Source organism: Neobacillus drentensis (genome assembly GCF_036965245.1).
Classification (GTDB): Bacteria; Bacillota; Bacilli; order Bacillales; family Cytobacillaceae; genus Neobacillus; species Neobacillus drentensis_G.
Genome location: NZ_JBALPG010000188.1, coordinates 1,023 through 6,811, shown reverse-complemented (window position 1 = coordinate 6,811; position 5,789 = coordinate 1,023). Strand labels below are relative to the sequence as shown.

At 36.9% G+C, this 5,789-nt stretch carries 5 protein-coding genes; all 5 read right to left on the bottom strand.

Annotated elements, in window-relative coordinates; genetic code table 11:
- Positions 1-343 precede the first annotated feature (343 nt).
- The 5 genes from V7150_RS24815 to xerA (V7150_RS24795) all read right to left on the bottom strand — a co-directional run bounded on the left by V7150_RS24815 (position 344) and on the right by xerA (V7150_RS24795) (position 5,106).
- Positions 344-1,189 carry a tyrosine-type recombinase/integrase gene (locus V7150_RS24815; RefSeq protein ID WP_335523586.1) on the bottom strand — a complete coding sequence of 282 codons (846 nt, stop codon included), beginning with the start codon at positions 1,187-1,189 and terminating at the stop codon, positions 344-346.
- An 11-nt stretch (positions 1,190-1,200) separates the two neighbouring features.
- The gene (locus tag V7150_RS24810) at positions 1,201-2,424 is read right to left on the bottom strand and encodes a tyrosine-type recombinase/integrase (RefSeq protein WP_335523584.1); all 1,224 of its coding nucleotides are present in this window, start codon (positions 2,422-2,424) and stop codon (positions 1,201-1,203) included.
- Positions 2,425-2,441: 17 nt separating this feature from the next.
- On the bottom strand, positions 2,442-3,275 hold the full coding sequence (xerA, locus tag V7150_RS24805) for a site-specific tyrosine recombinase/integron integrase (RefSeq protein ID WP_335523582.1): 834 nt from the start codon (positions 3,273-3,275) through the stop codon (positions 2,442-2,444).
- 106 nt (positions 3,276-3,381) lie between these two features.
- On the bottom strand, positions 3,382-4,212 hold the full coding sequence (gene xerA, locus V7150_RS24800; protein ID WP_335523581.1) for a site-specific tyrosine recombinase/integron integrase: 831 nt from the start codon (positions 4,210-4,212) through the stop codon (positions 3,382-3,384).
- Between the two features lie 6 nt (positions 4,213-4,218).
- Positions 4,219-5,106, bottom strand: coding sequence for a site-specific tyrosine recombinase/integron integrase (gene xerA / locus V7150_RS24795; RefSeq protein WP_335523579.1), 888 nt, complete (start codon positions 5,104-5,106; stop codon positions 4,219-4,221).
- Between the last annotated feature and the right edge of the window lie 683 nt (positions 5,107-5,789).

Sequence of the window (5,789 nt, the reverse complement as noted above, 5' to 3'; positions counted from 1 at the left end):
CGTTCATATCAGTACATTCTTTCACAATCTCAAATTATTTTAGTATAAATATCTAATTTAACTCCCAAATGTTAGTCCATTTTCTACTACTTCTCTTTCTTTAACTCCCCTATCCGAAGTTGAAGAAGTACCACAAAAATAAGCGTTAATTCCTAAAATAAGCGTTAATCCTTCTTTTACTGAAAAACTGGAATATAAAAAAATCGCTGAATCCCAATGGTATCAAGGGTTTCAAGCGATTTAATCATCTACCTTTATTCACGTTAAAAGGTTTTATGCGGAGCGAGCCCATTACCCTTGATGTAGGAGACCGTTAATCCCCCTTTATTGAAAAGGGGGATTTTTACATCCATTCATCATACATCTCCTTCCGGGCATGGTCGTACAATCGGGCATAGACACGGGTAGTCTCAAACTTATCATGGCCTAAGAGAACCTGAATGCATTCAAGTGACATTCCTTTTTTCGCCAGATGAGCAGCAAAGGTGTGTCTCAAGGTGTGCGGTGTCATCTTGAATCCCAATTGCTCTGAATAAATAAGAAACCTTTGATCCACCACACGAGCATGTTTTGAACGTTTCCCGTTTGAAGTCACTAAAGCAAAAACAAAGGGCCAATCGTCGGTTCGGCTATCCAAGTAAGCTTTTAAGTGTTCCGCACACTCCCTCGTAAATAAGACGATACGCCCCTTTTTCCGTTTCCCCTTTGGAATCAGAATGAGTCTTTCTGACCAATTGATATCTATTTTTTTCATAGCAGCTAACTCACTCATTCTTATGCCGGTAGCATATAATACTTCGACAATCGCTCTCTCTTCAAGCCGCCCTTCTAAGAGCGCCCTTAGTTTGGTGAGTTGTTCCATCGATAAATAACGAGGCAGTTTCCCCTCTACTTTCGAGAACAAAATATCTTTTGCCGGATTTTTTGAAATGACCTTTTCGTCTAGACAATACTTAAAAAAGAGTTTCACCCCAGCTAGCTTTGTGTTAATCGTACTTGGTTGGTACCCCTTTTCTATCAAATGGCCGAGCCAATTCCGAATATCGTGTTTGGTAATGGTATCAATTTCTTTTCTTATGTAATGGAGCAAGTTTTTGATTGAAAGGTGGTAAAGAGTCAATGTGTTTAAATCCAATCGAAATTGATAATCCAATGTAAATCGCTTAATCCATTTATCTGTATTCATCATTCACATCCACCTTATCCCATATACTTGCGGTACAGGGTAATAACCTTCGATTTGGGAAGGTTGGCGTATACCTGTGTTGTCTTTAAATCGGAATGGCCCAGTTCATCAGCGATAAAAAATAAATCCGCACCTTTTGCCAAAAGTTCCGTAGCAAACGTATGGCGTAGCCGGTGGGGATGTAGTGAACCTGTTACGCCAGCCTCGTTCCCAACTCGGTTGAAGATTTTTTGTATCCATCTACTCGAAATTCGGCTCGATATGATTCCGCTTGCAACAAAGAGGGCCGGATTACCATCCTTTCGACATTCGAGGTAACGTTCCAAAAGCAGAGCACATTTTTCCGAAAAATGCACCTGGCGAATTTTCCTCCCTTTCCCGACAACCCGAGCCGTTCGATTTTCTAGATCGACACTTGCTCGGTCGAGTAAATGCACCTCCCCCACTCGACAACCAGAGGAAAGAAAAAATTCTAACATCGCTCTGTCTCGTAGCAAGCCTTTCTCGGATATCCAGCGAATTTTAGCAATCTCCTCTTTTCCCATATATTTAGGAATTGGTTTCGGACAACGTGGAAACCATCGTGACTTGACCGGCGATTTATCCAGATAACCTTCTTCTACACAAAATGCATAAAAAGCTGAAAGAGCACTTACATGAAACTTGATGGTATTTTCTTTAACACCCTTATGATGTTGGATGAGCCATTCCTGGATTTCATCCGATGTAAGGGAAGAAAATAATCCTTCCTGTTCTTTAAAAAAGGATTGTAAAAAATACCTGACGTTGTTAATACTATAAAAACTTCGGTTTGCTACTTTCAGACTTAATAAATACTCGTTAATGACTCTTTTATTCTCTATATTAGGCAGTTGTACCTTTACTTCCCAGTACTTTTCTGTAATACTCCCCTGATATTTGCTTTTGATAGGCGGTATTGCCATATAGCCTTTTTCTACACAATAGCGAAAAAAAGAACGAAGAGCAATTGAACGGGAACGAATGGTTCCTTCATTCCAGTCCTTTTGATGATCCGAAAGCCATTGCTGGATGTTATTAGATGTGATGGACGAAAAGAGGATTTCTATCTCCCCAAAAAAGTATTGCAAAGTGGTCCTGTACCTGATAATCGTACTCTTACTTCTATTCGTATTTTTCAGGTTAAGTAAGAACTTATTGATCACTTTCTCATTCTCCGAATTAGGTAATTTCTTTTTAATCTCCCAGTACTTTATCATTTTCTTTCTCCTTTTTCTTATGACTGAAACCGGTCATACTGTTTTTTACGTGCATGGTTCATGAGACGAGTGTAAATACGAGTACTATTGATATTGGCATGACCGAGCAATTCTTTAATGTAACTAAAATCCATCCCCTTTTCTGCTAGATGAGCTGCAAACGTATGGCGCATGGTGTGAGGGGTGACTCTAAATCCTAATGTCTCTGTATATTGTCGAAACAGCAATTCCACTAAATCACGACTTAAGGGTCCGCCTCTATGATTCGAAAAGAGGTATGTGCTGTTAATATCACGTAGGTTCAAATACGCTTTCAATCGTTCTGCACAATCATGACTAAATAAAACATATCGTTCTTTGTTCCCCTTTCCTTTTCGAATCCAGATTTGTCGACTCTCCCATTTCACATCTTCTAATTTGATATTCAACAATTCACTGATTCGAACACCTGTTGCATATAGCGTTTCTACTAATGCTCGTTCCCTAGGATTGTCTTTGGTTAATTCCTGAAGTAGGACTAATTGCCGTTTATCCAAATAGTAAGGAAGGGAATCCTCTTTCTGAGGTGTACGTACCTTTAATGTCGGAGATTTTTCCAATATGTTTTCTTCCATCAAGTACTGATAAAATGATTTCAATGCAGATAATTTCATTTGAACACTGCGTGGTTTTAACCCTTTCTCAGTCATCATGGCTAACCAGTACCGTACATCTTCCGCCTTCACCTCATTCACCTTTTTTGGACAAAACGAAAAGAATTGAGAAAGAGCTATTTTGTAGCCCCGAATGGTTTCTGGACTAAAACGAGCTTGCTGGTCATTAAAAAAAGATTGTTGGACTTCTAATTTCATAGATTTCACCCCATAATATTTTGGTATTTAATATCATATCTTGTGTCGGTATTCACGCATAAACCATATTGTAATCAAGTCTGAATGGCCCATCTTTTCTACCTCCCTAATGGTAAAGGTCATATTGTTTTTTACGAGTATGTTCCATCAATCGTGTATAAATACGAGTACTATTAATATCCACATGACCCAGTAGATCCTGAATGTAACTTTGGGGCATGTTTTTTTCTGCTAAGTGTGCAGCAAATGTATGTCGCAACGTATGTGGAGTTACTTTAAAACCAAGGGACTTTGAGAAATTGCGAAAGTTCTTTTGTATAAATTCTCGGTGAAGTGCCCCACCTCTTCGATTGGAAAATAAAAACACACTGTTCGTTTCTCGCTTCTCGAGGTACATCTTTAAGCGTTCTGCACAATCGTGCGTAAAAAGGACAAAACGTTCTTTGTTCCCTTTTCCTTTTCGTACCCATATTTGCCGGGTATCCCATTTAATATCTTCTAGTTTGATTTGTAATAGTTCACTGACCCTTACCCCAGTGGAATATAACGTTTCAATGATGGGACATAATTGGTAATCATTTCTTGTTAATTCTTGAAGTTGGGCTACTTGCCGCCTACTTAAATATTTTGGAAGGATATCATCTTTTTTAGGAGTTTTTACTTTTTGTGCTGGATTTTTCTTGAGGAGATTCTCTTCCATACTATATTGGTAAAACGATTTCAAACCCGATAGTTTAATATGTATCGTACGTTTTTTAAGACCTTTTTCCTCCATTGAAGCAAGCCATGCTCTTATATCAGCTGCTTTTACTTCATTATAAGTTTTCCCACAAAATGAAAAAAATTGATTAAGAGAAAGTCTATAACTTCGGATTGTTTCTTCACTAAATCTAGACAGATGATCATCGAAAAAAGACTCTACTACTTTTACATTCATAGTTATCTACCCCATTTTATTTTGATAAGATAAAATCAAGTCCTCCGTTAGAATTCGTGCATAAATACGTGTTGTATTTAAATTTGCATGTCCCAACTCATCTCCAATAAATTCAAGTGTAGCTCCCCTTGCTAGCATGTTCGTAGCAAACGTATGTCGACAACAATGTGGATGTAACGATTGCTGTAAACCCGCCTCCTTGCCAATTTTCCTTGTAATGTAATAAATAGAGTTTACCTCCAGTCTTTGACCTGAGTTGTTTAGAAATAATGGATCTTTCCCATCACTGTTTCGCGTTTTTAAATACTCATTCAATGCGATTGCACATTCCTCAGAAAAGTGTACTTTTCGAATCCTCTTTCCTTTTCCCGTTACCTCTGCTGTTCTTTTTTCTAAATTGACATCTTGAATTGAAAGGTTAGATACTTCCGAACTTCTACATCCTGACGAAAATAAAAATAAAATCACCGATTGGTCACGAAAAGTCAAATTTTCTGACGCAATTTTCACCCTAGCAAACTCCGTCTCATCTAAATACTTTGGTAAGGACTGCGGGATTTTGGGTCTCCACCTTTTTTTGATTACTACATTTTCTATGTACTCTTCTGCGATGCAAAATTGTAAAAATGAAGAAAGTGCCGATAAATAAGCGTCTACAGTCCTTTCCTTTTTTCCTTTAATGAAATGATTCAAATATTTCCTCACATCTTCAGATGTTAATAGCTTTAAAGGAACTGTACACAATGTAAAGAAACGTTCTAAAAACCAACGATAATTTCTAATTGTTCGCTCGGCTTTATTTTCAAGTTTTAAACCTAGCAAATATTCATCCATAACGGCCCTCGTCGATTCATCCTCAAGGTTACTCTTCCAATACTCGATTGATTCTTTCATTTATTACCCTCTCTTCTACTTTTCTATTAATGCAAACCTATAATAAACTTTAACTAATTTATCTTTTTATATACACTTGTTTACCAAAAATCGCCACAGCATTTACCGATTGTTGCCATTGTGTTTACCAATGAGGATAACGTCAAGAGAGTGCAGATTTGCAATGTTAAAAAATTTTTTTAAAAAACCCTAATCCCACCTTATTTTTAATTAGGCTTATGCTCTTCAACAAATACCGCCCTTAAATGGAATAACTATATTGCCACTGAACAGTTCCTAATCGATATTTCAATTTAGACACTCTTTTCCTTTGCACTATAAAAATACTCCTTTAGATACCCATATCTAAAGGAGTAAAACGGTACGGCTTTATTTCAAATCTACAATGATATATTACAGCAAAACTAGCTTTTAGAATCTAATGGTTAATCAAATACACCTGTAAAAATACAAAACGCGTTTCTTGTTGAAAAGCTAGCCTGTGCAAATAAGCTTTTACAATGGATCTATGCAATATTAAAAAGCAACTCAACTTTCCAAGATATAGCATAAATAATAAATAAACCTAATCAATAAAAAACCTTCCAAAAGTAGAATTTAGGAAGGTCATTTGGCATGCATATTTTTAGTATATCATGAAATATTTTAAGTTTTTAATGAAAATTGTTGACAAACTATTAGCT